Source organism: Nitratireductor mangrovi, from assembly GCF_007922615.2.
GTDB lineage: Bacteria > Pseudomonadota > Alphaproteobacteria > Rhizobiales > Rhizobiaceae > Mangrovimarina > Mangrovimarina mangrovi.
Genome location: NZ_CP042301.2, coordinates 290797 through 316512 on the forward strand (window position 1 = coordinate 290797; position 25716 = coordinate 316512).

The 25716-nt window shown below is 65.5% G+C and carries 29 protein-coding genes; 23 read left to right on the plus strand and 6 right to left on the minus strand.

The window, feature by feature from the left end; genetic code table 11:
* Positions 1 to 18 precede the first annotated feature (18 nt).
* Together FQ775_RS01360 and FQ775_RS01365 are read left to right on the plus strand one after the other, a co-directional pair.
* Positions 19 to 774: a crotonase/enoyl-CoA hydratase family protein gene (locus FQ775_RS01360; protein ID WP_146299128.1), complete on the plus strand. Its 756-nt coding sequence runs from the start codon at positions 19 to 21 to the stop codon at positions 772 to 774.
* 211 nt (positions 775 to 985) lie between these two features.
* Entirely contained in the window at positions 986 to 1939 is a 954-nt protein-coding gene (locus tag FQ775_RS01365; RefSeq protein ID WP_146301892.1) for an adenylate/guanylate cyclase domain-containing protein, read from the plus strand.
* Between the two features lie 19 nt (positions 1940 to 1958).
* Here the strand turns inward: FQ775_RS01365 and pdxH are convergent, their stop codons facing one another.
* Positions 1959 to 2576, minus strand: a complete 618-nt coding sequence (gene pdxH, locus FQ775_RS01370; RefSeq protein ID WP_146301893.1) for a pyridoxamine 5'-phosphate oxidase — start codon at positions 2574 to 2576, stop codon at positions 1959 to 1961.
* Positions 2577 to 2702: 126 nt separating this feature from the next.
* On the opposite strand from pdxH, the gene FQ775_RS01375 reads away from it, so the two are divergent.
* The 4 genes from FQ775_RS01375 (at position 2703) to FQ775_RS01390 (ending at position 5639) form a co-directional block, all read left to right on the plus strand.
* On the plus strand, positions 2703 to 3089 hold the full coding sequence (locus tag FQ775_RS01375; RefSeq protein ID WP_146299129.1) for an RT0821/Lpp0805 family surface protein: 387 nt from the start codon (positions 2703 to 2705) through the stop codon (positions 3087 to 3089).
* 107 nt (positions 3090 to 3196) lie between these two features.
* On the plus strand, positions 3197 to 4111 hold the full coding sequence (locus FQ775_RS01380; protein WP_146299130.1) for a DnaJ C-terminal domain-containing protein: 915 nt from the start codon (positions 3197 to 3199) through the stop codon (positions 4109 to 4111).
* Positions 4112 to 4192: 81 nt separating this feature from the next.
* A complete protein-coding gene (fabI, locus tag FQ775_RS01385; protein WP_146299131.1) occupies positions 4193 to 5005 on the plus strand; it encodes an enoyl-ACP reductase FabI in 813 nt (270 codons plus the stop codon).
* A 46-nt stretch (positions 5006 to 5051) separates the two neighbouring features.
* Positions 5052 to 5639: a histidine phosphatase family protein gene (locus tag FQ775_RS01390; RefSeq protein WP_146301894.1), complete on the plus strand. Its 588-nt coding sequence runs from the start codon at positions 5052 to 5054 to the stop codon at positions 5637 to 5639.
* Between the two features lie 13 nt (positions 5640 to 5652).
* Here FQ775_RS01390 and FQ775_RS01395 read toward each other — a convergent pair whose 3' ends face one another.
* The gene (locus FQ775_RS01395) at positions 5653 to 5895 is read right to left on the minus strand and encodes a DUF1344 domain-containing protein (protein ID WP_432420037.1); all 243 of its coding nucleotides are present in this window, start codon (positions 5893 to 5895) and stop codon (positions 5653 to 5655) included.
* A 191-nt stretch (positions 5896 to 6086) separates the two neighbouring features.
* Between FQ775_RS01395 and aroC the strand changes: the two genes are divergently transcribed.
* Both aroC and ribB read left to right on the plus strand, forming a co-directional pair.
* On the plus strand, positions 6087 to 7184 hold the full coding sequence (gene aroC / locus FQ775_RS01400; protein WP_146299133.1) for a chorismate synthase: 1098 nt from the start codon (positions 6087 to 6089) through the stop codon (positions 7182 to 7184).
* 15 nt (positions 7185 to 7199) lie between these two features.
* On the plus strand, positions 7200 to 8300 hold the full coding sequence (gene ribB, locus FQ775_RS01405; RefSeq protein WP_146299134.1) for a 3,4-dihydroxy-2-butanone-4-phosphate synthase: 1101 nt from the start codon (positions 7200 to 7202) through the stop codon (positions 8298 to 8300).
* A 55-nt stretch (positions 8301 to 8355) separates the two neighbouring features.
* Here ribB and FQ775_RS01410 read toward each other — a convergent pair whose 3' ends face one another.
* Positions 8356 to 9576, minus strand: coding sequence for an MFS transporter (locus FQ775_RS01410; RefSeq protein ID WP_146299135.1), 1221 nt, complete (start codon positions 9574 to 9576; stop codon positions 8356 to 8358).
* Between the two features lie 119 nt (positions 9577 to 9695).
* On the opposite strand from FQ775_RS01410, the gene FQ775_RS01415 reads away from it, so the two are divergent.
* The 12 genes from FQ775_RS01415 (at position 9696) to FQ775_RS01470 (ending at position 19674) form a co-directional block, all read left to right on the plus strand.
* A complete protein-coding gene (locus tag FQ775_RS01415; protein WP_146299136.1) occupies positions 9696 to 10307 on the plus strand; it encodes a TetR/AcrR family transcriptional regulator in 612 nt (203 codons plus the stop codon).
* A 74-nt stretch (positions 10308 to 10381) separates the two neighbouring features.
* The gene (locus tag FQ775_RS01420; protein ID WP_146299137.1) at positions 10382 to 11362 is read left to right on the plus strand and encodes a hypothetical protein; all 981 of its coding nucleotides are present in this window, start codon (positions 10382 to 10384) and stop codon (positions 11360 to 11362) included.
* Positions 11363 to 11453: 91 nt separating this feature from the next.
* Positions 11454 to 12380, plus strand: coding sequence for a histone deacetylase family protein (locus FQ775_RS01425; RefSeq protein ID WP_146299138.1), 927 nt, complete (start codon positions 11454 to 11456; stop codon positions 12378 to 12380).
* A 3-nt stretch (positions 12381 to 12383) separates the two neighbouring features.
* On the plus strand, positions 12384 to 12635 hold the full coding sequence (locus FQ775_RS01430; protein ID WP_146299139.1) for an exodeoxyribonuclease VII small subunit: 252 nt from the start codon (positions 12384 to 12386) through the stop codon (positions 12633 to 12635).
* 47 nt (positions 12636 to 12682) lie between these two features.
* Entirely contained in the window at positions 12683 to 12949 is a 267-nt protein-coding gene (locus FQ775_RS01435) for a DUF2277 domain-containing protein (protein WP_146299140.1), read from the plus strand.
* 78 nt (positions 12950 to 13027) lie between these two features.
* Positions 13028 to 13948, plus strand: coding sequence for a pirin family protein (locus tag FQ775_RS01440; protein ID WP_146299141.1), 921 nt, complete (start codon positions 13028 to 13030; stop codon positions 13946 to 13948).
* Positions 13949 to 14020: 72 nt separating this feature from the next.
* Positions 14021 to 15940 (plus strand): 1-deoxy-D-xylulose-5-phosphate synthase, encoded by a 1920-nt coding sequence (dxs, locus tag FQ775_RS01445; protein ID WP_146299142.1) that lies wholly within the window; start codon positions 14021 to 14023, stop codon positions 15938 to 15940.
* 112 nt (positions 15941 to 16052) lie between these two features.
* Positions 16053 to 16325 (plus strand): hypothetical protein, encoded by a 273-nt coding sequence (locus FQ775_RS01450; protein ID WP_146299143.1) that lies wholly within the window; start codon positions 16053 to 16055, stop codon positions 16323 to 16325.
* Between the two features lie 72 nt (positions 16326 to 16397).
* Entirely contained in the window at positions 16398 to 17162 is a 765-nt protein-coding gene (locus FQ775_RS01455; protein ID WP_146299144.1) for a TlyA family RNA methyltransferase, read from the plus strand.
* Positions 17159 to 18400 (plus strand): class I SAM-dependent RNA methyltransferase, encoded by a 1242-nt coding sequence (locus tag FQ775_RS01460; RefSeq protein ID WP_146299145.1) that lies wholly within the window; start codon positions 17159 to 17161, stop codon positions 18398 to 18400. Before FQ775_RS01455 ends, FQ775_RS01460 begins: the two co-directional genes overlap by 4 nt.
* A 148-nt stretch (positions 18401 to 18548) precedes the next feature.
* A complete protein-coding gene (locus tag FQ775_RS01465) occupies positions 18549 to 19139 on the plus strand; it encodes a TetR/AcrR family transcriptional regulator (protein ID WP_167812723.1) in 591 nt (196 codons plus the stop codon).
* A 34-nt stretch (positions 19140 to 19173) separates the two neighbouring features.
* Positions 19174 to 19674, plus strand: coding sequence for a cupin domain-containing protein (locus tag FQ775_RS01470; RefSeq protein WP_167812724.1), 501 nt, complete (start codon positions 19174 to 19176; stop codon positions 19672 to 19674).
* 35 nt (positions 19675 to 19709) lie between these two features.
* Here the strand turns inward: FQ775_RS01470 and FQ775_RS01475 are convergent, their stop codons facing one another.
* Complete coding sequence (locus tag FQ775_RS01475) at positions 19710 to 20414, minus strand: NAD-dependent deacylase (protein WP_146299149.1); 705 nt, start codon at positions 20412 to 20414, stop codon at positions 19710 to 19712.
* A gap of 125 nt (positions 20415 to 20539) precedes the next feature.
* Entirely contained in the window at positions 20540 to 21925 is a 1386-nt protein-coding gene (gene tldD / locus FQ775_RS01480) for a metalloprotease TldD (protein WP_432420060.1), read from the minus strand.
* 120 nt (positions 21926 to 22045) lie between these two features.
* On the opposite strand from tldD, the gene FQ775_RS01485 reads away from it, so the two are divergent.
* Positions 22046 to 22186 carry a hypothetical protein gene (locus FQ775_RS01485; RefSeq protein ID WP_167812725.1) on the plus strand — a complete coding sequence of 47 codons (141 nt, stop codon included), beginning with the start codon at positions 22046 to 22048 and terminating at the stop codon, positions 22184 to 22186.
* Positions 22187 to 22235: 49 nt separating this feature from the next.
* Here the strand turns inward: FQ775_RS01485 and FQ775_RS01490 are convergent, their stop codons facing one another.
* Positions 22236 to 22745 carry an invasion associated locus B family protein gene (locus FQ775_RS01490; RefSeq protein ID WP_206064816.1) on the minus strand — a complete coding sequence of 170 codons (510 nt, stop codon included), beginning with the start codon at positions 22743 to 22745 and terminating at the stop codon, positions 22236 to 22238.
* Positions 22746 to 23099: 354 nt separating this feature from the next.
* On the opposite strand from FQ775_RS01490, the gene coxB reads away from it, so the two are divergent.
* Together coxB and ctaD are read left to right on the plus strand one after the other, a co-directional pair.
* A complete protein-coding gene (gene coxB / locus FQ775_RS01495; RefSeq protein WP_146301895.1) occupies positions 23100 to 23966 on the plus strand; it encodes a cytochrome c oxidase subunit II in 867 nt (288 codons plus the stop codon).
* Positions 23967 to 24005: 39 nt separating this feature from the next.
* Positions 24006 to 25658, plus strand: a complete 1653-nt coding sequence (gene ctaD, locus FQ775_RS01500) for a cytochrome c oxidase subunit I (protein ID WP_146299152.1) — start codon at positions 24006 to 24008, stop codon at positions 25656 to 25658.
* Positions 25659 to 25716: the final 58 nt, after the last annotated feature.

The following is a 25716-nucleotide window of genomic DNA, read 5'->3' on the forward strand; positions in this document are numbered from 1 at the left end:
AGAACGGGATCGAAGCCGATGAGCGAACATGTAGAGATCGACCGCCGCGGCGCCGTGCAGGTGATCCGCATGAATCGGCCCGACAAGAAAAACGCGATCACCCGGGCCATGTATGCCGCGATGGCGGCCGCACTCAGTGCTGGCGACGACGATGCGGAGATCCGCGCACAACTCATCCTCGGCGTGCCGGGCGCGTTTTCCTCAGGCAACGACCTGCAGGACTTCATGGCGGTGGCCATGGGCGGCGATGGCGGCATGGAGGTCTACGACTTCCTGCTGGCGCTGGCCAATTCGAAGAAGCCGCTGGTGTCGGCGGTCGACGGTATCGCCGTTGGCATCGGCACCACGATCAACCTTCATTGCGACCTGACCTTCGCCACGCCGCGGACCGAGTTCAAGACGCCCTTCGTCGATCTCGGCCTGGTGCCGGAGGCGGGATCGAGCCTGCTCGCCCCTGCCGTTCTTGGTCGCCAGCAGGCCTTTGCGCTGCTCGGGCTGGGCGAAGGTTTTTCGGCGGATCGCGCCCGCCAGGCGGGACTGATCTATGCCGTCGTGAGCGAGGAAGAACTTGAGTCCGCGGCCCTCGCCGCGGCAGACTCGATCGCTGCCAAGCCGCCCGAGGCGCTGAAGATTGCGCGTGACCTCATGCGCGGCTCGCGCGAGGAGGTCGTGGCCCGCATCAAGGAGGAGGGAACGCATTTCCGCGCCAGGCTCAAATCCGACGAGGCGCGCGAGGCGTTCGTCGCCTTCATGAACCGCAAGAAAGCAGGCTGAGCACACCTTGCATGAGGCAGCGTTCCGGTTGAGGTGGTCTCCAGCGTTCACAAGCCTGGCATAAAACTTTACGCTGCCGGGGCGTGCGTTTTCGCCTCGGGCTCCCTACATTCCTTGCGGGCGGCGAAAACGCGGCGGTCTTTTGGCCGTCGGAAAGTATCGACTGCTTTCGACAGGGAACGATCGAATGCCGGACGATTTGCTGGATCCCGTGCCGACCACCCACCGCAAGCTGACCACCGTCTTTTCCGCCGACGTTCAGGGCTATTCGCGGCTGATGGAGGCCGACGAGGAGGGCACCCTCGCCACCCTCAAGGAATATCGCGATGCCATGTCGAGGCTGATCGCCTCGCAGGGCGGGCGTGTCGTCAACACCTGGGGCGACGGGCTGATCGCCGAGTTTCCGAGCGTCGTCGGTGCGGTTCGCGCCGCCGTCGATGTCCAGAACGAGCTTGCCGGCCGCAACGAGACGCGCTCCGGCGAGCAACGCATGCATTTCCGCATCGGCATCAATCTGGGCGACGTCATCGTCGACGGCGACGATATCTACGGTGATGGCGTCAACATCGCCGCGCGCCTCCAGTCCGAGGCCGCGCCTGGCGGCATCCTGATCTCCAACACCGTCTACGATCAGGTCCGCAACAAGGTCGCGGTCGGTTTCGACTTTCTCGGCGAACTCGAGGTCAAGAATTTCGACGGGCGCGTGCCGAGCTATGCGATCCGGATCGGCGAAGATAGCGCACGCCGCGCGCCGGCCGCTCCCGAGAACCCCGCGCCCACTCGCAACGCGCCTTCGGCCAGCCGCGCCGACGCGCCGCCGGGGAAGGCCTTGGCCGACAGCCTTCCCTTCGGGCGCTCGGCAACCATTCTCGGCGTGATCGGCGCCGGCCTGGTGGCGGTCAACATCGCGAGTTGGAATGGCACCTTCTGGGCTGCCTGGCCGCTATTGGGTTTTGCCATCGCCGGGGGTCTCAACTGGGCCCGGACTGCGAGGCCCGGCGAACGGACCCTGACCATCCTCGCCGTGATCGGGGCCGGGCTGATCGGCATCAATCTTCTGTCGTGGAGCGGAACCTTCTGGGCGCGTTGGCCGATCCTCGGGCTGGCCGTCGCCGCCGGTGTCTACTGGGCCTCGCGGCGACGAAAACCGCGCGACGCCCGATAGCGATCCGGCAGCGAACAGCCTACGGATAAAGACGCTTTTTGGCCCAGCCGCCCTTGCCGTCGGCCGCAAAGACGACGCGATCGTGCAGACGGAACGGGCGATCGTGCCAGAACTCGATCGATTGCGGCCTGATGCGGAAACCGGACCAGTAATCCGGCCGCGGGATCGTCCCCACGGCATGCCTTGCAGTGTATTCGGCAACCGCCTTTTCCAGCGCGAACCGGCTTTCGAGTGGCCGCGACTGCTTCGAAGCCCATGCGCCGATGCGGCTGCCGCGCGGGCGCGACGCGAAATAGGCGTCGGCCTCTTCGTCCGAAACCACCTCGACCGGGCCGCGCACGCGCACCTGACGGCGCAGCGACTTCCAGTGGAAGCACATCGCCGCCTTCATGGAGCCGAGGATTTCGACGCCCTTGGCGCTTTCGAAATTGGTGTAGAAGACGAAGCCGGCCTCGTCGAAGCCCTTGAGGAGCACCATCCTCACATCCGGCAGCCCGTCGGCATCCACGGTCGCCAATGCCACCGCGTTTGGGTCGTTGGGTTCGCTCTTTTCCGCGTCCGACAACCACTCGGCGAACAGCCGCAGCGGCTCCTCGCTCAGCGTGAAGTCATCCTTCATTAACCCTGTTTCGCTCATAATCGACCATTCGCCGGTTTCGATACGGCCCGTTGAGGAGATGGAGGATTGTCGTCCCCGGATCAAGCGTCCAGCCCAGCATTCCCGCCGGGTTTCGGTTGCGCCAGGGGTGTCGCGGCAATCGTCTTGCCGCTCTCGCTGCTGCTCGGCGGTTGCATGACCGGCGGACTGGGGCTTGACGAGCTGGCGCCGGACCGGTCGATCAAGACGAGCGGCGTGCCGCCCTCCGACAAATTCTCCGAACCCGCAGAACTGCTTGATCAGACGATCATCCGCAACGCCGTAAGCGCCACCGACCCGGAGGCGCTCGGCTCGGCGTCGCTGCCCTGGGCCAATCCCGAAACAGGCGCGCGCGGCGAGATATTCGCCATCGCGGACGCCGAAAAGGACGGCCAGATGTGCCGTCGCTTCAAGGCGTCGCGCGAAAACTTTCAGGGTGTCGCGCTGTACGACGGCGAGACCTGCCTCACGAAGGGCGGCGCCTGGTGGATGCGCTCGTTCGTGCCGTCCTGACACCGGAAGGTCGGCACGTGGCGAATCGCATCTCCGATCTGGAATTTCTTCCTATCAGTATGCATATAGGATGCCAGAGAGACTGATTTCCTTTACAGGCAGCCATCATGCGCGATCCCTATGAAGTGCTGGGCGTGCCGCGGAACGCGAGCGACAAGGACATCAAGTCCGCGTTCCGCAAGCTCGCCAAGAAATATCACCCGGACCAGAACCCGGACGATCCCGGTTCGAAGGACCGGTTTTCGGCCGTCAACCAGGCCTACGAAATCGTCGGCGACGCCGAGAAGCGGGCTGCCTTCGACCGCGGCGAGATCGATGCCGAGGGCCGGCCGCGCTTCCAGGGTTTCGAAGGCGGCGCGCATGGCGACCCGTTCGCTGGCTTCCGGCGCGGCGGCGCGGGTCCGGGCGCCACGCATTTCGAGTTCCGCAGCGGTGGCGGGCCGGGCGGATTTGGCGATGCCGAGGACATCATCAGCGAACTGTTCGGCTCGGCTTTCCGCCGCGGTCCGGGCGCGGCCGCGGGCGGCGCCGGTGCGCGGCAGCGTGCGGCCGACACCAAGACCGCTCTGGACGTCACTCTGGAAGAAGCCGCGACCGGCGCGCATGTGCATGCGCTGATGCCGGGCGGCCGCAAGCTCGCCATCAAGCTGCCGCGCTTTGTCGAGGACGGCCAGACGATCCGGCTCAAGGGGCAGGGCGAACAGGGCGGCGACGCGCTGGTTACGCTGCGGTTCAAGAGCCACCCGCGCTACCGCGTCGAGGGTCGTCACCTGCACGCCGATCTTTTCGTCGACCTGCGCGACGCCGTTCTCGGGACCAAGCAGCCGGTGGAAACCGTGAAGGGCCGGCTGGCGGTGACGGTTCCGCCCTGGTCGGGCTCCGACAAGGTTTTGCGCCTCAAAGGTCGCGGCCTGCCTTTGAAGTCGGGCGGCGAAGGTGACCTTTTCGTGCATGTTCGCATCCTGCTGCCCGAAGACGGGCGCGAGGCGCTCGAGGCGCTCTACCGCAAGCAGGAGCACTGAGGCCGAGCGCATCGCGGCTTGTCGATATCGGCTGCCTGTGCGATAGGCTTCCCGAAATTTGATCAGTGCAGGAGAGGCGTGATGGCGGGTGCAGGCGGTTTGATGGCCGGGAAGCGCGGGCTCATCATGGGCGTCGCCAACAACCGCTCCATCGCCTGGGGAATCGCGAAGTCCTGTGCCAACCAGGGCGCCGAGCTTGCCATCACCTATCAGGGCGAGGCTTTCAGGAAACGCGTCGGGCCGCTGGCCGAGGAACTGGGCGCTCACGTCGCCGGTCACTGCGACGTGACCGAGAATGAGAGCGTCGATGCCGTCTTCGAGGGGCTGCGCCAGAAATGGGGCAAGCTCGACTTCCTCGTTCACGCGATCGCGTTCTCCGACAAGGAGGAACTCGACGGCCGCTATGTCGAGACGTCGCGCGAAAACTTCCAGCGCACGATGGACATCTCGGTCTATTCGCTGACCGCGATCGCCAAACGCGCCGAGTCGCTCATGACCGAAGGCGGGTCGATCCTGACCCTTACCTATTACGGCGCCGAGAAGGTGATGCCGCACTACAACGTCATGGGGGTCGCCAAGGCCGCGCTGGAAGCGAGCGTGCGTTATCTGGCCGTCGACCTCGGCGGCAGCGGCATCCGCGTCAACGCGGTCTCGGCCGGACCGATCAAGACACTCGCCGCCTCCGGCATCGGTGATTTCCGCTACATCCTGAAGTGGAATGAATACAACTCGCCGCTGAAGCGCACGGTGACGATCGAGGAAGTCGGCGATGCCGGGCTCTATTTCCTGTCGGATCTGTCGCGCGGCGTGACCGGCGAGGTCCACCACGTCGATTCGGGTTATCACGTCGTCGGCATGAAGGCCGTCGACGCGCCCGACATCTCCACCGTCTAGCACCCGTCCGGAGCCCGGCCGGACGCACCGAGCCAGCGTGGCCGCCATGTTCCCGCTTGTCTATTTCGTCCGTCACGGTGAGACCGACTGGAACGCGGAACTGCGTTTCCAGGGCCAGGCCGATATCGACATCAATGTTCACGGACGAGGCCAGGCGCGCGAAAACGGCCGCACCCTTGCCGGCCTGATCGAGGAACCTGCGCGGTTCGGTTTCGTTGCCAGCCCGCTGCGCCGCACGCGCGAGACGATGGAACTGATCAGGGCCGGGATGGCTCTCGATCCGCGTGCCTATCGCACGGACGTGCGCCTGCTGGAGGTCCATTTCGGTGACTGGCAGGGCTTCACCGCTGCCGAGATCGAGGCGCGGACGCCGGGCTCGACCGCCGAGCGCGAACGCGACAAATGGGACTTCCTGCCGCCGGGAGAAAACGCCGAAAGCTACGCCGTGCTCGCAAGGCGGGTGCGGTCATGGCTGGCGGAACTGACCGGCGACACGGTCTGCGTCACCCATGGCGGCGTCATTCGCTGCATCTTCATGCTGACCGGCGCCGCCGGACGCGACGAGGCGGCCGCGATGACGGTGCCGCAGGATCGGGTCTTGCGGCTTGATCAGGACCGGCTCGAATGGCTTTGAGGCAGGCGGCGCCTTATTCGAAGATTTCCATGTCCGTGATCAGGTTGGTGCCGTTGACCACGTCATAGGCGATGACGATGTCGATGCCTTCCTTGATCGCCGACATGTCGATCTCGCCCGGCAGCTTGTAGGTCTTGCCGTCGTCGAGAACGATGGTCAGGGTCTCGGGGTCGACGGCCGTGATCGTTCCCTCGGCATTGGCGGCAGCGGCCGGTGATGCAATCAGCAACAGGGCGGCGAGCGCCGGTACGAGCATGCGCATTTCCTGGACCTCATTTTTCCTTTGTCCCGCCTCACGGGCGGGTTCGATGATCGGGCGGAGAGAGAAGATCAGAAACACGCCGAATGTGTCAAAACTAAATCTCCTGACGGCACGGTTTGACCCCCGCCGCAAAGCCCAATAGAAGGCGGCGACGGTCGTCGTCGCGGCCGATAGGTCGCCGCTGAATGTCGCACAACACCTTCGGACATCTCTTCCGCGTCACCACCTGGGGCGAGAGCCACGGCCCGGCGCTCGGCTGCGTGATCGATGGTTGCCCGCCGGGGATTCGCTTCACCGAAGCCGATATCCAGCACGAACTCGACCGTCGCCGGCCCGGCAAGTCTCGTTTCGTCACCCAGCGGCGTGAACCCGACGCCGTCAGGGTTCTGTCCGGCGTCCTGCCGGAGGAAGATGGGGTGACGCTGGTGACGACGGGTACGCCGATCTCGATGCTGATCGAAAATGTCGACCAGCGCTCGAAGGACTATGGCGAGATCGCGCGCCAGTTCCGGCCGGGTCACGCCGACTATACCTACCAGGCAAAATACGGCCTGCGCGACTACCGCGGCGGCGGTCGCTCCTCGGCACGCGAGACGGCGGCGCGCGTCGCGGCGGGCGCGGTCGCGCGACGCGTCGTGCCGGGTCTTAAGGTGCGCGGCGCGCTGGTCTCGATGGGCGAAAAGGCGATCGACCGCGCCAACTGGGACTGGGATTTCGTCGACGATGCCGAAAACCCCTTCTTCACGCCCGACCGCGCCTCGGTCGCGGTGTTCTCCGACTATCTCGACGGCATCCGCAAGGCTGGCTCCTCGGTGGGAGCGGTGGTGGAGGTCGTCGCCGAAGGCGTGCCGGCGGGTCTCGGCGCGCCGATCTACGGCAAGCTCGACCAGGACATCGCTGCCGCGCTGATGTCGATCAACGCGGTCAAGGGCGTCGAGATCGGCAACGGCTTCGAGGCTGCGCGCATCACCGGCGAGGAGAACGCCGACGAGATGCGCATGGGCAATGACGGCAATCCGATCTTCCTGTCCAACCATGCGGGAGGCGTGCTCGGCGGCATTGCGACCGGGCAGCCGGTCGTGGCCCGCTTTGCCGTCAAGCCGACCTCGTCGATCCTGACGCCACGCCAGTCGATCGACCTCGACGGCCGGAATGTCGAGGTAACGACGAAGGGGCGCCACGACCCGTGCGTCGGCATCCGCGCCGTGCCGATCGGGGAGGCCATGCTGGCCTGCACGATCGCCGACCATTATCTGAGGCATCGCGGCCAGACGGGTCGCTGAACGTTCGAGCCGCTCATGCCCTACGACCAGAAAAAGATCGTTGAAGCGCTGCGCGCCTTCGAGCGCGGTGAAATCGTCGTCGTCATGGACGATGACGGGCGCGAGAATGAGGGCGACCTGATCGTCGCGGCGGTGCATTGCACGCCGGAGAAGATGGCGTTCATCGTGCGCCACACTTCCGGGATCGTCTGCGCGCCGATGCCGCGCGAGGAAGCACGGCGCCTCAACCTCGCGCCCATGGTGGCTGACAATGACGCGCCCCACGCCACCGCCTTCACGGTGTCGGTGGACTACAAGCACGGCACGACGACCGGCATTTCCGCCGACGACCGCACGGTCACGGTCCGTAATCTTGCCAATCCGAACTCGGGTGCCGCCGATTTCGTCCGCCCCGGTCACATCTTCCCGCTGGTGGCGCGCGAAGGCGGCGTACTCATGCGTTCGGGACACACCGAGGCCGCGGTCGACCTCTGCAAGCTTGCAGGGCTGCCGCCGATTGGCGTCATCTGCGAACTGGTCAATGACGACGGCACCGTCATGCGCGGACCGCAGGTGGCAGCCTTCGCCGGGGAGCATGGCCTGAAGCAGGTCTCGGTCGCCGATCTCATCGCCTACCGGCAGCGTCAGGAAACGCTGGTCGAACGTATCGACCGCTTGTCCGTCGAAACGCCCGCAGGTCCCGCGACCGCGCATGTCTATGCGCTTCCGTGGGATCCCATGCACCATCTGGCGATGGTCTTTGGCGACATTCGCGACGGCGAGGAGGTGCCGGTCAGGCTGCATTCCGAGAGCGTGGTCGACGACGTTTTCGGGGCGGGTGAGAGCCTGGTCCGGGTGATGAAGGCGATGGCAGAGCGCAAGCGCGGCGTCATCGTCTATCTGCGCGAAGGTTCGGTCGGGGTTGCCCATCAGGTGCGTGCTCGGCCCGGCGAGGCTGGCGACGAGGACCACGAGGAGGCGCGGCGGCGCGAAAGCGAGTGGCGCGAGATCGGGCTTGGCGCCCAGATCCTGCGTGACCTCGGCATTTCGTCGATCAACCTGATCGCCTCGCGCGAGCGCCACTATGTCGGGCTGGAAGGTTTCGGCATCCGCATCGCACGGACCGAAATCCTGTGACAGCGGAAGCCCCGATCGGCCGATCGGGGCTTCGCGAACATGGCCGGTTGCTGCCCTATTCGGCCGGCTGTGCCAGTGCCACGGGCGTGGCTTCGCGACGCTCCCGCGCCAGTGCCCGCTGGCTGACGAGGGCGGTTGCGAGCGCGACGACGCCGGCGACGACCGAGACCCAGAAGCCGTTGCGCGCACCGAACGTGTCGACCACCCAGCCGGCGGCGAAGGCGCCCAGTGCCATGCCGATGCCGATGCCGGTCATCACCCAGGTGACACCCTCCGTCAGCATCGATTCCGGCACGCGGCGCTCGATCAGGCCGAAGGCGGTGATGAAGGTCGGCGAGATCGCCACGCCGCTCAGGAAGACGGCAAGCGCCAGCAACGGAACCGTGCCGGCGAACAGCAGCGGCACCTGGGTGAGCGCGATCACGCCGAGCGCGATCGCGAACTGCCGCTGCAAGGGCATGGTCAGGTTGAGCGCGCCGATGACCAGGCCGAGCACGAACGAACCCAGTGCATAGACGCCGATGACGAGGCTCGCCGCGTCCGGCTGACCGAGTTCCCTGGTGATCGCCACGGCGCTGACCTCGGCGGTGGCGAAGATCGCACCGACGAAGATCAGGGCGAGCGTGATGATCTGTACCGGGCGCAGCCGGATCGCGGAGCCGGTGGCCCGCTGCTCGGCGGGCGCGATGCGCGGCTCGCTCGATCGCTGCAGGATGAAGGCCGCGGTGCCGAAGGCCAGCAGAAGAGTGTTGACCAGGATGCCGGCCTCCGGGAACAGCGACACCGAAAGCCCGACCGACAGCGAGGCGCCGGCAATATACATCATCTCGTCCATCGCCGATTCGAAGGCGAAGGCGGTGTTCAGTTCCGGGCGATTGCGAAAGAGCTCTGTCCAGCGCGCCCGGATCATCGCCGGCATGGAAGGCATGGTTGCGGCGAACAGCGCCGAAAGGAACAAGGTCCATGTCGGCCAGCCCTGGTTGGCGCCTGCCATCAGAGCCGCAAATGCAACGACCGAGATCAACGTCGCCGGGGTGACGATTGCCGATTGGCCGAAGCGGTCGACCAGCCGCGATATCTGCGGCGACAGGAGCGCATTGGTCAGTGCGAAGGTCGCCGAGACAGCGCCGGCGAGCCAGTATTCGCCGTGGGTCTGCGACAGCATGGCGACGATCCCGATCGGCGCCATCGCTACCGGCAGCCGGGCAATGAAGCCGGCGGCCGCAAATCCCTTGGCGCCGGGAGCGCGGAAGATTTCCCTGTAGGGGTTCGACATCGATTTTCTCCTCGAAATCCGCGCCTTCCTGACTTACATACGCGGCGTATGACCGGCAGGTAAGTTCATACGCTGCGTATGTCAATTGGCATACGAGGCGTATGTCGATTGGTGCAGAGATGGCGCACAGACCCAGAACCGAAATGATCGCCGAAACCCGGGCCAAGCTGCTTGCGGCCGGCCGCAAGGCGTTCGGCACCGTCGGTTATGCTGAGGCATCGATGGACGACTTCACCGCCGAGGCGGGACTGACGCGCGGCGCGCTCTACCATCATTTCGGCGGCAAGCAGGGTTTGCTGGAGGCTGTGATTGCGGAGATCGATGCCGAAATGACTGTCCGCCTCGATGCCGTTTCGGCGCGCAGCGCCACCCCTTGGCAAGGTTTCGTCGACGAATGCGTCGCCTATCTCGAAATGGCGCTGGAGCCGGAGATACAGCGCATCGTCCATCGTGACGGACCCGCCGTCCTCGGCGACCCGAACAAATGGCCCAACCAGAGCGGCTGTATCGCCGCATTGAAAAGGAGCCTCGATCGCTTCCTGCGCGATGGCATCATCGAGGAAGTGGACTCGGAAGCCGCCGCACGGCTCATCAACGGCGCCTCGCTGCACGCCGCGCAGTGGATCGCCAATTCCGACAATCCCGAGGCGACTTCGGCCAAGGCGATCTCCGCCTTCAGGGCGTTGCTCGAAGGGTTGCGTGTCGGAGTGGCCGCCGAAGCACCGCAATAGGGCGGTTGCCCGCCGCCGCGCGCCTGATAGGCTCCGTCGCGACACCGGCGGACGAGAGGCGGAGCGGAAACAACATGTGGGATTTCGACATCGGGCGCACGCTGGGCATCATGGCCCGCACATGGCCGTTCATCCTCCTGCGGATGCTGGTCTATTTCGCCATTACCGTCGCCTACGTCTTCGCGACGGGTGGCGGCGCTGGCGTCGGCTACGGCGTCGGTCATGTCTGGCCGGATTCGGACGGCCCGGCCACGTTTGCCTTCTGGGGCGGGGCAGCAGGGTTCGTGCTCGTTTCGGTCGTGCTTTACTGGATCCGCGAATACATTCTCTACATCGTCAAGGCCGGCCATATCGCGGTGATGGTGCGCCTCATCGACGGCGACGAAATCCCGGACGGGCAAGGCCAGATCGCCCATGCGCGCGCCATCGTCACCGACCGGTTCGCCGAGGCAAACGTGCTTTTTGTCGTCGACCAGCTCGTCAAGGGTGCGATACGTGCCGTCACCGGGCTGATCGGCGGCATCGCCGCCTTCCTGCCCATCCCCGGCCTGCAAGGGCTGGTGCGGTTCCTCAACACGGTGATCCGCCTGTCGCTCACCTATGTCGACGAGATCATCCTCGGCTACAACATCCGCATCGACAGCCAGAACCCGTTCGAAACCGCCCGCCACGGCGTGGTGCTTTATGCCCAGAACGCGATGGTGATGGTCAAGAACGCGGTCTGGCTGGCGCTGTTCATGTGGCTGCTCACCTTCGTCGTTTTCCTGCTCATGCTGGCCCCCGCCGCAGCGATTCTCTACGCAATGCCGGGCCAACTCGCCGGGTGGTCTTTCGTGCTCGCCATCGTCTTCGCGCTGGCGTTGAAGGCGGCCCTGATCGAACCGTTCGCGATCGCAGCACTGATGTCGGTCTATTTCCGGACCATAGAAGGGCAGACCCCCGATGCCCAATGGGACCGGCGACTGGCGGAAGCCTCGCGGCATTTCCGCGACCTCGTCGACAAGGCCCGTGGCGCGGTTACCGGCGCCGCCGGCAGGGGGACCGCGCCGGCCTGACAATCCGCCGGCTCGAAATTCCCTGTGTGCGGCGGTTGGCGCATTCGCGGGGGCAGGTGGCCAAACGCGTCACAGTCGCTAAGATCAACGGATGGTTACACGCGTCTATTCCAATCCGATCTTCCTCGAGCACCTGACCCCTTCCGGCCACCCGGAACGCCCTGACAGGCTGCGCGCCATCGCCAAGGTTCTCGAACATGATGTCTTCGACGATCTCGATCGCGTCGAGGCCCCTGAGGGCGACGCCGAGACAATCCTCTACGCCCATCCCGAGGACTATCGGGATGCCATCATGGCGGCAATTCCCGAGCAGGGGATCGCGCGCGTCGACGCCGACACCTCGGTGAGCCCGAAAAGCTGGCAGGCGGCTCTCGCCGCCATCGGCGCCGCCAACGCGGCCGTCGACGACGTCTTTTCGGGTGCGGCCGACAATGTTTTCGTCGCCGCTAGGCCGCCGGGCCATCATGCCGAGAAGCATCGCGCCATGGGCTTTTGCCTCTTCAACAATGCCGCGATCGCCGCCCGCCACGCGCAAAAGGCGCATGGCGCCGAGCGGGTCGCGATCGTTGATTGGGACGTTCACCACGGCAACGGCACCCAGGACGTGTTCTGGGACGATCCGAGCGTGCTTTATTGCTCCACCCACCAGATGCCGCTCTATCCGGGAACCGGCGCCCGTGACGAGACTGGCGCCGGCAACATCGTCAATGCGCCGCTGTCGCCCGGCGATGGCGCCGACGTGTTCCGGGAGGCGTTTTCGTCGCGGGTTCTGGCGGCGATCGATTCGTTCCAGCCCGACCTGATCATCGTTTCGGCGGGATTTGACGCGCATCACCGTGATCCGCTGGCTGAAATCAACCTGTCGGAAGAGGATTTCGACTGGGCCACCGGTCAACTGATGGACCACGCAGGCCGACATGCGGGCAACCGCCTTGTCAGCCTGCTGGAAGGCGGTTACGACCTCGAGGGACTGGCCTTGTCGGTCGCGGCCCACGTCGGACGCCTGATGAGAGGATGAGAGATGCCGGAACAGCCCAACGAGGACGTCAAGGCGATGAGCTTCGAGGACGCGCTTGCCGCGCTCGAACGTATCGTCGACGACCTCGAAAAGGGCGACGTGCCGCTCGAGCAGTCGATCACCATCTATGAGCGCGGCGAGGCGCTGAAGCGTCATTGCGAAAAGCTGCTCAAGGCCGCAGAGGCGAAGGTCGAGAAGATCCGCCTGTCGCGCGAGGGGCGGCCCGAGGGTGTCGAGCCGCTCGACGGTGAGTGAACCGCAATTGAACCCGGGGGCGGGAAACCGGACCAAGGGAGCACACCATGTGCCGCAATATCAGGACATTGCATAATTTCGAGCCACCGGCGACCGATGACGAGATTCGCGCAGCCGCACTGCAATTCGTACGCAAGGTGAGCGGCTCGACCAGGCCTTCGAAGCGCAACGAGGAGGTCTTCGACCGCGCCGTCGACAGGATCGCCGCCTGCGTCCACGAGCTTCTCGACGGGCTGGAAACCGCGCAGCCGCCGAAGGATCGCGAACTCGAGGCCGCCAAGGCGCGGGCGCGCTCGGCAGCCCGCTTCGCCTGAACCGTCAGGCCTGACGGGCTATGCGGCCTGCCCGCGCAGGCATATGCTCGAGCATGCACGAGTGAAGCGGGGCTGACCATGAGCTTCTTTCCAGGAAACGATCCCAAGCCGGGCGATGCCTTTGCCTGCGATGCCATCGAATTGATGGTCATCCCCAGCGCCCGTGACATCGGCGGCTTCGAGGTCCGGCGCGCGCTGCCGACCGCGCGCCGCCGGCTCGTCGGGCCGTTCATCTTCTTCGACCGCATGGGTCCAGCGATCCTGCGGGCCGACCAGGCCATCGACGTGCGCCCGCATCCCCATATCGGGCTGGCGACGGTGACCTACCTTTTCGACGGCCGCATCCGGCACCGTGATTCGCTCGGCACCGAGATGGTGATCGAGCCCGGCGACGTGAACCTGATGACGGCCGGGCGCGGCATCGTCCATTCCGAGCGCTCGCCTGAGGAGACGCGCGGCCATCCGAGCTCGCTATCCGGCCTGCAGACCTGGCTCGCGCTTCCCGACGACGGCGAGGAGGTAGCGCCGGTCTTCGAGAACACGCCCATGGACGCCCTTCCGGAGATCGATGCCGACGGTGTCACCGGCCGCATCGTTATCGGCGCGTTCGAGGGGGTGAAATCGCCGGTTCGCACAGCCTCCGAGACGCTTTACGCCGATCTCCGCCTGGCGCCGGGCGCAAGCGTCAGGATCCCGTCCGATGCCGAGGAGCGCGCCCTCTATGTGCTTGACGGCACTGTCATCATTTCCGGCGACCGTTTTCCGGCCGACCGCCTGTTGGTGCTGCGTCCGGGAGATGAAATCATCGTTTCGTCCGAAGAGGGCGCGCATTTCATGCTTTTCGGCGGCGCCTCGCTGGGGTCGCCGCGTCATATCTGGTGGAACTTCGTCTCGTCATCGAAAGAACGCATCGAGCAGGCAAAGGAGGAGTGGCGCACGGGCCGCTTCGATATCGTGCCGGGCGACGAGGAAGAGTTCATCCCGCTACCCGAGGCCTGACCCGCGCTGATTGGGCGCGTTTACTTTCGTCAAGCGAGGCCCTATCTCCGATAGGTCAGACAAGAAAATGCAATGAACACCATTTCGCCTCCGCAAACGCCGCTGCTGGACAGGGTCCGGTTGCCCTCGGACCTGAAGGCCGTTCCGGAAGACCAGCTTCCGCAGCTTGCCGACGAACTGCGGTCCGAACTGATCGATGCCGTTTCCAAGACCGGCGGCCATCTCGGCGCCGGGCTCGGCGTTGTCGAACTCACGGTGGCCATCCACTATGTCTTCGACACGCCGCGCGACCGCCTCATCTGGGATGTTGGCCACCAGGCCTACCCGCACAAGATCCTCACCGGTCGGCGCGAACGCATCCGCACGCTGCGGCAGGAGGATGGCCTGTCGGGTTTCACCAAGCGCGACGAGAGCGAATACGATCCCTTCGGCGCCGCCCATTCCTCGACCTCGATCTCGGCCGGGCTCGGCATGGCGGTGGCACGCGACCTTGCCGGCGGCAAGAACAACGTCATCGCCGTCATCGGCGACGGCGCCATGTCGGCCGGCATGGCCTACGAAGCCCTAAACAATGCCGGCGCACTCGATGCGCGCCTGATCGTCATCCTGAACGACAACGACATGTCGATCGCGCCGCCGAGCGGCGCCATGAGCGCCTATCTGGCGCGGCTGGCGTCGGGCCGCACCTACCAGGGCTTCCGCGACTTCGGCAAGAAGCTGACCTCCTATCTCGGCAAGGCAGCCGACAAGGCGATTACCCGGGCGGTCGAGCATGCGCGCGGCTACGTCACCGGCGGCACGCTGTTCGAGGAACTCGGCTTTTTCCACATCGGCCCGATCGACGGCCACAACCTGGAGCATCTGGTGCCGGTGTTGCGCAACGTCCGCGACCATGGCGACGGTCCGGTGCTGATCCACGTCGTGACCCAGAAGGGCAAGGGCTACCCGCCGGCCGAAGCGGCGAGCGACAAATATCACGGTGTCTCCAAGTTCGACGTCATCACCGGCGCCCAGGCCAAGCCGGCCGCCAACGCGCCGTCCTACACCAAGGTCTTCGCCGAAAGTCTGGTCCAGGAGGCGCGCGAGGACGACCGCATCGTCGCCATCACCGCGGCCATGCCGAGCGGCACCGGGCTTGATCATTTCGGCAAGGAATTCCCGGCGCGAACCTTCGATGTCGGCATTGCCGAGCAGCATGCCGTCACCTTCGCCGGCGGGCTGGCGACCGAAGGCTACAAACCCTTCGCGGCGATCTACTCGACCTTCCTGCAGCGCGCCTACGACCAGGTCGTGCACGACATCGCCATCCAGCGTCTGCCGGTAAGATTCCCGATCGACCGCGCCGGCTATGTCGGCGCCGACGGTGCCACCCATTGCGGGGCGTTCGACGTCACCTATCTCGCCACCCTGCCGGGCTTCGTGGTCATGGCGGCGGCCGACGAGGCCGAACTGCGCCACATGGTGAAGACCGCGGTCGACTACGGCGAAGGTCCGATCGCTTTTCGCTACCCTCGTGGAAACGGCGTCGGCGTGGAGATGCCGGAGCGCGGCGTCGCGCTGCCGATCGGCAAGGGCCGTGTCCTGCGCGAGGGCACCAAGATCGCGCTCTTGTCGCTCGGCACACGGCTGCAGGATTGCCTCGCCGCCGCGGAGGAACTCGACGCTGCCGGTCTTTCGACGACGGTTGCCGATGCGCGTTTCGCCAAGCCGCTCGACCGCGACCTCGTCGCCCGGCTTGCGCGCGAGCATGAAGTGCTGATCACCGTCGAGGAAGCGGCGATCGGCGGCTTCGGCAGCCATGTCCTGCACTTCCTGGCGCACGAGGGCTTGCTTGAGAGCGGGGTGAAGGTGCGGCCGCTGGTTCTGCCCGACGAGTTCACCGACCAGGCCAAGCCGGAACGCATGTATGAGAGAGCCGGTCTCGACAGCGCCGGCATCGTCACGACGGTGTTTTCGGCGCTCGGCGCCACCGAGCGCGCCGCACGCGCTTAGCGGGCTCGTAACCTCCTGTTTACGCTGCTTTTTCGTAAGCTGCTTACCCTTTCGCTTGGTCGAATCTTAGGCCGCGTTTGATAGTCATGCTCCCGGGACAGGGAGCAAAACAATGAAAATCCGGATCATGACGTGCGCGGCATTGCTGGCGCTCGCAACCCCCGCCATCGCGGGCCCGAATTTCGATAGAAACATCGATGCGGCGGCCGCTCGGTTGCTGGCCGAGCGCATAGGCGACATTCGCGGCACCTTCGACATCGGCCACGAACCAGTCTTCGTCGATCTGAGCCGCACCACCGGCGCCATCGGCGACTATGGCAAGGGCTGGGAGGATGGCCTGGCCAGGGCGCGCGAGCCAAAGCCAATCGACTGGACAGTCAACTGAACCAGGTGCTGTAACGGCGCCGGCCGCAAGGCGGCGCTTGCGCCGCCTTGCGGCTTTCGCCAAAGAGGGCGGATGAACGCCCCCGCAACGCCCGCCGGCAGGACGCGTCTCGACGAACTGCTCGTCGCGCGCGCATTCTTCGACACCCGATCGCGGGCGCGCGATGCCATCTTGCGCGGCACGGTCGCGGTCGATGGCAGCACGGAACGGCGGCCGGGCGCCCGTATTGCCGATACGGCCAGCATCGCCGTTGACGATCCTGCGCGGCGCTACGTTGCCCGTTCGGCGCTGAAGCTTGCCGCCGCGCTCGACCATTTCGGCCTCGACCCGGCGGGGGCGCTCGCCCTCGACATCGGCGCCTCGACCGGCGGCTTCACGCAGGTCCTGCTCGAACGTGGTGCGCGACGGGTCATCGCCGTCGATGTAGGCCACGGCCAGTTGCACGAAAGCCTGGCTGGCGACCCGCGCGTTCTGAATTGCGAGGGTGTCAATGCCCGGTCGCTATCGATGGCCGATATCGAGGGAACGGCGCCTGATTTCCTTGCCGCTGATCTGAGCTTCATCTCGCTTAAGCAGGCCTTGCCTGCGGCGCTCGACCTTGCCGCGCCCGGTGCGTGCGGCGTGTTTCTGGTCAAACCGCAATTCGAAGCCGGCCGCGACGCCATCGGCAAGGGTGGTCTGCTGCGCGAAGCTTCCGAGGGTGCGAGGATCGCGGACGGCCTCGCTCACTGGCTGAACGCCAGGCCGGGCTGGCGCACGCTTGGCGTCATGCCGTCGCCGATCACCGGCGGCGACGGCAATCAGGAATTCCTGATGGCCGGGGCCAAGGACCAATGAGCGCGCCGCTAAGGATTGAAAGACTCGCTGCCCAGGGCGACGGTGTGGCGAAGGGCGAGCGTGGTCCGGTTTATGTGCCATTCGCACTGCCCGGCGAACTCGTCAATGCCGCGGTGGCCGGCGATCGCGGCACCCTCGTCGCGGTTCTCGAACCGTCGGCCGACCGCGTCGAGCCGGCATGCCGGCATTTCGGCGAATGCGGCGGCTGCGTGCTGCAACACCTGGCACCTGCCGCCTATCGTGACTGGAAGCGGGAGAAGCTGGTGCAGGCTCTGCACCATCGCGGGCTCGAAGCGCCCGTCGACAACCTTGTTCCTTGCCAGCCGGCGAGCCGCCGCCGCGCCGCGTTGACGGCCCGAAAAACGCATGGCGGGCTGATCCTGGGCTACAACCGGGCCCAGTCGCACCAGATCATCGACATCGCCGAATGCCCGATTCTGGAACCGGCGATCGTTGCCGCGCTGCCCATGCTGCGTGAGGTTGCAACGGGACTATGTTCGACCGACAAGCCGTTCCGCGTCGCCGTGACCCTGTCCGAAGCGGGGCTGGACGTCGCGCTGGAAGGGGCCGGCAGGCCGTCGGAAAAGAAGCGCCGTGCCGCCGTCGAGTTCGCGCTGCGTGCCGGACTGGCCCGGCTGTCACTCGACGGCGAAATCCTGGTCGCAGCCAGAGACCCGGGATTTTCTCCGGGTGGTACCGGTCTCGTGCCGCCGCCGGGCGGCTTCCTGCAGGCGGTCGCCGCGATCGAGGAGGCGATGGCGGCGATGGTGACCGGCCACCTCTCGCCTGCGAAGCGGCTGGCAGATCTCTTTTCGGGCGTCGGCACCTTCGCCTTGCGGCTGGCGCAGGTCGCCGAGGTGCACGCGGTCGAGAGCGATGGAGCAGCATTGGCGGCGCTCGACCGTGCCTTTCGCTTTGGCGCCGGGCTGAAGAAGGTCACCGCCGAGCGGCGCGACCTTTTCCGCCGTCCCCTGACCGCCAAGGAACTCGATCGTTTCGGTGGCCTGGTCTTCGATCCGCCACGCGCCGGAGCGGAAGCACAGGCGCGCCAGATCGCGTCGAGCAACGTGCCTTTGGTCGCCGCGGTGTCCTGCAACCCCGCCACGCTGGCGCGCGACCTGCGCATCCTCGTCGGCGGCGGCTATGTGTTGAAGAAGGTGACGCCGTTCGACCAGTTCCTGTGGTCGCCGCATGTCGAGGCCGTGGCGCTTCTGGAGAAGCCCCGCCGTCGGCGCTGATCGTTCCCGAGACAGATCGTGGCCGTCCACCGGCTGCAGTGCGGGCGGCGCCTGCCTGGCGGCGACATGTGATCTTGCCATGTTGAACATTTGACTGTACCATCTATCCAATTAAAGGGTCCATCCTATGTCGCCGCGCCGGTATCGCATGAAGAAGAGGAGCGAAGCCGTCGCCGACACGCGCCTGCGGATCGTCCAGGCGGCCATGCAACTCCATGGCGAGAAGGGAATTCTCGCGACCAGCTGGAAGGACATCGCGCAGGAGGCGGATGTGGCGCTGGGAACGGTCTACAAGCATTTCCCGACCCTGGCCGAGCTTGTGCCGGCATGCGGGGAGCTGCTGATGCAGCGAATCCGGCCGCCTTCGGCGGAAGACGCAGATCATCTGATCGGCGATGCGACGCTTGTTTCCGACAGGCTTCGCCGCGTCGCGACGGCGCTGTTCGCCTTCTACGAGCGCGGTGGCCGTCATCTGGAGAGTGACCTGCGCGAACGCGAATTGCCGGCGATCCGTGAATGGGAAGATTATCTGCGCGGCGTGGTCGCGCACCTCGTTGGAACGGCACTGCGTCCGGCCGCCCCTACGGTCGTTCAGGCGCGAATCGTGAGCGCGCTGTTCGATTTTCCGTCGTTCAAGGCGATGAACGAGCGTGGCCTTGATGCGAGCGAGGCGGCTGACGCGCTGGTGGCGATGGTGGTTTGCTGGCTGGAGCAGGCGAAAGAGTCGCCCGGCAGCTAGCCGGCTTTTGTTGCTGTCAGGAAAGGAAACGTTGATGACCGCGGCTATCGAGACTTCGCAACTGTCGGAGAACGCTTCGCGGGTGTTTGCGCGTGGCAAGGATGAAGGAACGGCCCGCTGGTGGATGGGTTCGCTGGCGCTGATCAAGGCGACGAGTGCGGAGACGGGCGGGCTGTACACGCTTGTCGAAGTGCGCGAGGACGAAAGCGAGACGCCACTACACGTTCACCATCGAGAGGACGAGACTTTCTGGGTTCTGGAGGGCGAGGTCGAGTTCGAGGTTGGGGGCACCATCACGCATGCGGGTCCGGGCACGATGCTGTTCGGCCCGCGCGGCGTGCCTCATCGCTATGCGATCAGGCGCGGGCCAGCCCGACTGCTGTTCCTGTTCACGCCCGGCGGTTTCGAAGGCCTCCTGATGGAGACCAGCGAACCGGCCGGAGAGTTCAGGCTGCCGCTTGAGGGCGAGGCGATGCCCGACTTCGAGACACTGCCGGCCACGGTCCGCAAATACGGATGCGAGCTGCTCGCCTGAAGCTGGTTGGAAGCCTCGGCCGCCGTTGAGGTTCGTCAGCCGCGGCCCAACACCCGCTCCACGAAGGCCGGCACGATCTCGCTCGCCTTGCCGTGCTGCGTCTCCGCAAACCTGTAGGAGCCCTCCGTCGCCTCGAGGTTGAGTTCGACCGTATGGGCACCCGCCATACGCGCCTCCTCGTTGAAGCCGGCGGCGGGGTAGACGGTGCCGCTGGTGCCGATGGCGACGAACAGATCACAGTTGCCCAGCGCCTCGTAGATGCGCTCCATGTGATAGGGCATTTCGCCGAACCACACGACATCCGGGCGCATGAAGCCGGGCGAGTTGCAGGACGGGCAGGCGAGTTCGACCGACAGGTCGCCGTTCCATTCCTGCCGGTTGCCGCAATTGGCGCACAGCGCCCGCGCAAGCTCCCCATGCATGTGGATCAGCTTGCGCGATCCGGCGCGCTCGTGCAGATCATCGATATTCTGCGTGACCAGCAGAAAGTCGCCGTCGTAGCGCCTTTCGAGTTCGGCGAGCGCGGCATGCGCTGGGTTGGGCGTCACGCCGGTCATGCCGCGGCGGCGCTGGTTGTAGAAATCGTGCACCTGCGCCGGGTCGCGGGCAAAGCCCTCCGGCGTTGCGACATCGCGATAGTCGATCTTCGACCAGATGCCGTCCTTGTCGCGAAAGGTGTCGACGCCCGATTCGGCGGAGATTCCGGCCCCGGTGAGGATGACGATGGAGGAGGGGGTCATGGTTTGTCTATCAAGATCGCCGGTTGATGGTCATCTAGACGCGTTGTACGCGAAGCGTGGGGGACAAACGGGCCTCCCTGTGAGAAAGCGATAGACAAGTGTTGTCGCGGGCGGCCCGGGTGCGCCTAGGTTTCCGTGCCGCCGACGGTCATGCGGTCCATCCTGAGATGTGGCTGGCCGACGCCGACTGGTACGCCCTGGCCCGCCTTGCCGCACATGCCGATGCCGGTGTCGAGCTTCATGTCGTTGCCGATCATGGAGACCCGGTGCATGGCGTCGGGGCCGTTGCCGATCAGCATCGCGCCCTTGATAGGCCGGGTCACCTTGCCGTCCTCGATACGGTAGGCCTCCGTGCAGGCGAAGACGAACTTGCCCGAGGTAATGTCGACCTGGCCACCGCCGAAGGAGACGGCATAGATGCCGTCCTTCACCGAAGCGATGATTTCGGCCGGTTCCTTGTCGCCGCCGGTCATGAAGGTGTTGGTCATGCGCGGCATCGGCTCGTGCGCGTAGGATTCGCGCCGGCCGTTGCCGGTCGCCGCAACGCCCATCAGACGCGCATTCTGCCGATCCTGCATGTAGCCGACCAGCTTGCCGTCCTCGATGAGAACGTTGCGATTGGTTGGCGTGCCTTCGTCGTCGATGGTGAGCGAACCGCGCCGCTCGGCGATGGTGCCGTCGTCGACGACGGTGACGCCCCTGGCGGCTACCTGCTGGCCCATCAGGCCGGAAAAGGCCGAGGTCTTCTTGCGGTTGAAGTCGCCTTCGAGTCCGTGGCCGACCGCCTCGTGCAGCATCACGCCGGGCCAGCCGGCGCCGAGCACGATGTCGAAGGTGCCGGCGGGGGCTGCCACCGCCTCCAGATTGACCAGCGCCTGCCGCAGCGCCTCACTGGCCGCGTGCTGCCACGAGCCCTCGGCCACGAACTCGCCGAACGACTTGCGCCCGCCCATGCCATGGGAACCGGTCTCCTGGCGGTCGCCGTCGCCGACCACGACGGAGACGTTCATTCGCACCAAGGGCCTGATATCGCGAACGAAATGACCGTCGGCGCGCAAGATCTCGACATTCTGCCATGACGCCGCGAGCGATGCGGTCACCTGGCGTACGCGCGGGTCCTTCGCCCGCAGCCAGGCATCGATTTCCTGCAGCAGCCCGGCCTTTTCGGCGAAGCCCGGTTCCGCGATCGGGTTTTCGTCACCGTAGAGCTTGCGGTTGGTGCCCGCCGGGGCATCGGCAAGCGTGCCGGAGTACCCGGCCTTGACCGCCGAGACGGCGTCGGCCGCGCGCAACAGCGCGCTTTCGGAAAGCTCGCTCGAATGAGCATAGCCGGTCGCCTCGCCGGCCACCGCGCGCAGGCCAAACCCTTGATCCTGATTGAAATTCGCCGTCTTCAGGCGGCCGTTGTCGAAGACAAGCGCCTCGCCTTCGGAATATTCCAGGAAGAGCTCGCCGTCGTCGGCACCGGCGATCGCCTGCGAGACATGCCGGCGGACGGCTTCTTCCGAGATGTCGAATCGTTCGAGAAGGGGGGTGGCCACGACTGATGAACTCCGTCTTCTGGAATCTGCTTTTCCCGCCTATATAGTCGCGCTCGAGCGGACTTGCATGCAAGGCGGACGATTGGCGCGATGCGACTTCTGATCTGGCTTTCGATCGGCGCCGTGGTCGGCCTTGCCTGCGGTTTGCCGTTCGGACGCGACTACGCGCTGATGGGGCTTGGGCTGGGCATCGCCGGCGGCTTCGGCGTGTTCCTCGGGCTGCGCAGGTGAGGAATGGTCGCGAAACCCGCGGCAAAACCTCCGGAAAAATGCGGAAACGTTAGGGAAGTTCGGCGAAACCCGCAGAAAAGCCGGCGAGGTCGACCGGGATGCCGATGCCTTCCTCCGGCGTCTGGAACACGATGAAGGTCGCCGCGGTTCCCGTCTTCAGAGTCTCCAGCAGCGGGTCTTCCAGAATCACCTCGGCGTAACAGCCGTCCTGGAAGCAGCGCACGAAATAGGCGCGGCCGATGTCCTTGCCGTCGACGTTGAGGCCGAGCCCGTTGGGCAAGAGCACGCCGAGGGGAGCGAGGACGCGCAAGATCTCGGCCTTGTTGTCGGCGGTCTTCAGAACCACCACCGAAAGCCCGACCTCGGGACGGTCCTCGGCGACGACATTCTGCATCAACGCGCATTGCTCGCCGGTCGCGCCGGCCGGAATGTCGCAGATGATCGACCATGCGCCATGGGTCGAGCGGACCGAGCCGGCCTGTTGCGCCGACGCGCCGCCGGGCAGGGCGAGAAGAAGTGCCGCCAGGGCGGCCGCGGCGAAGGCGCGTGCAAATATCATCGGCATGTCGGCTCCAGGGCGAATCACCCAAATCTATCCCGCGCAAGGGCCCAAACAAAGCCGCCACGGGCGCGGCAGGCCCGGAATTCGGACGATCTCCGCAGATGCATGCGAAATCGGTCCGAAATGCGACGCCGTCACGCTGTTGCGGCCGACCGCGGTGGCTTTCCGCCCGCCGCTTGCCATTTCGAGGCTTCGCGCAAAAATGCCGCATGGCATCGAAAGGGGGCTTTCTTGCGGACGGCCGGAGAGTATGGTTTTAACGGCCAACTCGCGACCGGGAGTCCTGCCCGGCGATATTTGGCGCGCACAGGCTGACGGCCGCGCATTCCGATCGAGGAGAAGAGAAGCGTGATGAGAAAGCCCCTGGCGATCCTGTCCGGCATTCCGGCGCTGACGGTATCGGCGCCAGCCCTCGCCGCGCAGCCCGAACCCTGGCAGTGGCGCTTCCAGCCGGCGGTCACCTCCATCATGGAGCAGACCACCTGGTTCGAGATCTATACGCTCTGGTTCATCGTCCCGATCACCATCCTGGTGCTGGCGCTGCTCGCCTGGGCGATTTTCCGCTTCCGCGAAAGCGCCAACCCGACGCCGTCGCGCACCAGCCACAACACGCTGATCGAGGTCATCTGGACGGTCGGGCCGGTGGTCATCCTGCTTTTCCTCGCAGTGCCCTCGTTCCAGTTGCTGACCGCCCAGTACACGCCGCCGGAAGACCCCGAGATCACCATCAAGGCGACCGGGGTACAGTGGTACTGGGATTACGAATACCAGACCGAGGAGCCTCTCAACTTTTCCTCGCTGATCCTGCAGGACGACGACCGCGCCGGACTCGGCAAGGAAGACATGGCGGCCTATCCGAGGCTTCTCGCCGTCGACAACGAAGTTGTCGTGCCGGTCGATACGACGGTTCGCGTGCTGGTGACCGCGAGCGACGTCATCCATGCCTTCGCCATGCCGGCCTTCGGGGTGAAGACCGACGCCGTGCCCGGGCGCATCAATGAAATCTGGTTCAAGGCCAAGAAGGAAGGCCTCTATTACGGACAGTGCTCGGAACTGTGCGGCAAGGACCATGCCTTCATGCCGATCGGCATCCGCGTGGTGACGCGGGAACAGTACGATACCTGGCTTGCCGCGGCCCAGTCCGACCTGCCGGGCGCCAACAAGGCGCTGATGGCGGCGGTCGAGGCCGAAACCAGGGTTGCGGACGCCGGCAATTGATGCCGCGCGGTCTGGGGAACAGGGAAACGGAGCTCTAACATGGCTGGCGCTGCAGCTCACGACGCCGAACACGACCACAAGCCCTATGGCTGGACGCGGTGGGTCTATTCGACCAACCACAAGGACATCGGCACGCTCTACCTGATCTTCGCGATCATCGCGGGCATCATCGGCGGCTTCCTGTCGGTGATGATGCGCTGGGAACTGGCGGAGCCGGGCATCCAGATATTCCATGGCCTGGCAGAGATGGTCTACGGCGTCGAAGGCGCGACCGCGCTCGACGCCGGCAAGCACATGTACAACGTGTTCACGACCGGCCACGGCCTGATCATGATCTTCTTCATGGTCATGCCGGCGCTGATCGGCGGCTTCGCCAACTGGATGGTGCCGATCATGATCGGCGCACCGGACATGGCGTTCCCGCGCATGAACAACATCTCCTTCTGGCTCTTGCCGCCCGCCTTCATTCTGCTGCTTCTGTCGATGTTCGTGCCCGGCCCTGCCGGCGGCTACGGCGTCGGCGGCGGCTGGACCATCTATCCGCCGCTTTCGACTTCGGGCCAGCCCGGACCTGCGATGGATTTCGCCATCCTGTCGCTGCACATCGCCGGCGCCTCGTCGATCCTCGGCGCGATCAACTTCATCACCACCATCTTCAACATGCGCGCCCCGGGCATGACGCTGCACAAGATGCCGCTTTTCGCCTGGTCGGTGCTGATCACGGCGTTCCTGCTGCTGCTGTCGCTTCCGGTCCTTGCCGGCGGCATCACCATGCTTCTGACCGACCGCAATTTCGGCACCGCTTTCTTCGCTCCCGACGGCGGTGGCGACCCGATCCTGTTCCAGCACCTGTTCTGGTTCTTCGGTCACCCGGAAGTCTACATCCTGATCCTGCCGGGCTTCGGCATTGTCAGCCACATCGTGTCGACCTTCTCGCGCAAGCCGGTCTTCGGTTATCTCGGCATGGCCTACGCCATGGTCGCGATCGGCGTCGTCGGCTTCATCGTGTGGGCCCACCACATGTACACGACCGGGCTGTCGCTCGACGCCCAGCGCTATTTCGTTTTCGCCACCATGGTGATCGCGGTGCCGACCGGCGTGAAGATATTCTCGTGGATCGCCACCATGTGGGGCGGATCGATCTCCATGCGCACGCCGATGCTGTGGGCGATCGGCTTCATCTTCCTGTTCACGGTCGGCGGCGTCACCGGCGTCCAGCTCGCCAATGCCGGCCTCGACCGCTCCTTCCACGACACCTATTACGTGGTGGCGCACTTCCACTACGTGCTGTCGCTGGGCGCGGTCTTCGCCATCTTCGCGGCCTGGTACTACTGGTTCCCGAAGATGACCGGCTACATGTACTCGCCGTTCGTCGCGCGCACCCATTTCTGGGTGACCTTCGTCGGCGTGAACCTGATCTTCTTCCCGCAGCATTTCCTCGGCCTGGCTGGCATGCCGCGCCGCTACATCGACTATCCGGACGCCTTCGCCGGCTGGAACCTTGTCTCTTCCTACGGTTCCTACATCTCCGCGATCGGCGTCCTGATCTTCCTCTACGGCGTGTTCGAAGCCTTCCAGAAGAAGCGGGCGGCGGGCGCCAATCCGTGGGGCGAGGGCGCGACGACCCTGGAATGGCAGCTGCCTTCGCCGCCGCCCTTCCACCAGTGGGAAGAACTGCCGAAGATCAAGTAGGATAGGCTGCAAGAGAGGAACCGCCGGCCAGCCCGGCGGTTTCGGCCAACAGGGCCAA